The organism is Parafrankia soli (genome assembly GCF_001854695.1).
GTDB classification, from domain to species: domain Bacteria; phylum Actinomycetota; class Actinomycetes; order Frankiales; family Frankiaceae; genus Parafrankia; species Parafrankia soli.
Genome location: NZ_MAXA01000152.1, coordinates 1 through 1,787, shown reverse-complemented (window position 1 = coordinate 1,787; position 1,787 = coordinate 1). Strand labels below are relative to the sequence as shown.

Below are 1,787 nucleotides of genomic sequence, written 5' to 3'. Positions count from 1 at the left end.
AAGTCCACCGGCAGCTCCGCCAGCGGGGTGATCACCTCCCACTGAACGCCGCGGTCGGAATCCCACCGGTTGACCTCGCCCTTGAACTTCTCGGCGGCGGACTCGATGGCGCGCTTGGAAGGGGAGGTGATGCGCCAGGTCTTGAGCTTGACCGGCTGCTTGCCGCCGTTCCTCCCGGGCTTGGACGTGCCGATGCGTAGCTGGCCGTCGAGCACACCCCTCTGCTGCATGCGCAGGATGTCCGGCAACAGGATCGCCATTACGCGGCCCCCCTTTCCGCTTCCTCTTCCGTGATCTCGTCCGGTCCCAGGGGCCACGAGCGGTCCTCGATGGCGAGGATCTCCCGCGCCTTCTTCACTCCGTCGGGCCCGGCGTACCTGATGGCCAGGAACTTGTCCCGACCGAACTCCTCCAGGTCGGCGAGGGTCGAGATCCCCCGCGTCGCCAGGGCGTTGCGCACCCGGATGTCAATGCCGGTGAAGTCGTCCACACGCAGCCCACCCGCGCGGACCCCGATGCCGATGGACGCTGGCGCCCGGTGATACAGCGCCTCGAACCAACGCCGGGCGTGCACCCACCCGGCGCGCATCTCGGGTGTGATCATCACGCCGTGAACGCGGTAGCCGTCCGGGCGGATGTGGATGACGGCGCCGCCTTCGACCTTCGGCATCTCGACGATGGTGTGCGTCTCATCGCGCAGGTCCATGTGCGTGCAGGAGGCGTAGCCGGTCATCTGCATTCCGGCCTCGTCGTACACGGCCTTTCCGCTCTTGTAATCGCCGACCAGAAGAGTTCCGGCCGGGAAGGTGTGCACCAGCTTGCGGCGAACCACAACCGGTAGCGGTACGCCGAACTCGATCCCGCAGTCGGCGGTGCCCGCGTAGAGAAGGCGCTGGTGATAGACCTTGGCCTCGGTCCACCGATAGGCCGGCTTCATCTCCTCGATGAACTGGTCGAGCGTGGCCATGAACGGGGCGACAGCTTCTCGTTCCTCCTCAGTGAGCGGGAGCACCTGGTGACGGATCTGCGCGTCGGCTACCCGGTGGAACAGCTTCCCGAGCTCGGCCGCCTCGTTCGTGATGCGCCGCGGGGCGCCGGCGGCTAGGGCGACGGCGCGCTTCTCGTCGTCCTGCGCGATGAGTTCGGCTATCTCGTCGTGGTTCTCGACCGCGTACCGCGCGGCCTCCAATGCGCTCCAGTACGGAATCCCGCCCTTGGCCCAGGTGCAGCCCAGGATCGTGGTGACCGAGGGCAGGAGAAGCTCCTGATCCCAGAACGCCCGGTACCAGCGTTCGTCGTTGCGCCGGGTCATCAGAACGGAGGCTCCCCATCGATCTCCTCCAGGATCCCGACCCGTGGGGCGCCGGCCTCGCCGTCCTCGAACCCGAGCGCGGTGTGCGCGAGTTCGCGGACCTTTTCGAGGGTGAGGTTCTTGTCGTTGGCGATGCGCAGCAGGCCCTTCTGCCGGGCGTCGGGCCCAACGGCCTCCTCCTGGCGATGGGGGTACATGCCGTGCTGCGCCACCGTCCAGGCGATGCGGGCCCGCCGGGTCACCTCGTGGGGGGCGGTCCGCCAGAGCGACTCGATGACCTGGCGGTACTCCCGGAGTTCCGCCTGCAACTCGGCGACGTCCTCGGCGTGCGCCTCGCGTTCGAGCCTGAGTTCGTCAAGCAGCTCCGCGCGCAGCTCGGAGAACTCGGCCTCCCGGCAGTCGCAGGCCACGTGGTGGTCGGCGCAGGCGGCGTAGCGCGGGTCAAGGGTGTTCTTCGGGACGTCGTAGCCGGTCG

3 protein-coding genes are annotated in these 1,787 nt (G+C 68.1%); all 3 read right to left on the bottom strand.

Annotation, left to right across the window (positions count from 1 at the left end; genetic code table 11):
* On the bottom strand, nt 1-260 hold a 260-nt coding region (locus tag BBK14_RS13410; protein WP_198541265.1), incomplete at its 3' end, for a recombination directionality factor.
* Nucleotides 260-1,312 (bottom strand): hypothetical protein, encoded by a 1,053-nt coding sequence (locus BBK14_RS13405; protein WP_071062455.1) that lies wholly within the window; start codon nt 1,310-1,312, stop codon nt 260-262. The genes BBK14_RS13405 and BBK14_RS13410, both read right to left, overlap by 1 nt.
* Nucleotides 1,312-1,787: hypothetical protein (locus tag BBK14_RS38245; protein ID WP_157904258.1), on the bottom strand; the 476-nt coding region annotated here is incomplete at its 5' end. The genes BBK14_RS38245 and BBK14_RS13405, both read right to left, overlap by 1 nt.

Bases quoted from the DNA above. Each gene is read 5' to 3' on its own strand.
- BBK14_RS13405 (WP_071062455.1), bottom strand. From the start codon at position 1,312: ATGACCCGGCGCAACGACGAACGCTGGTACCGGGCGTTCTGGGATCAG.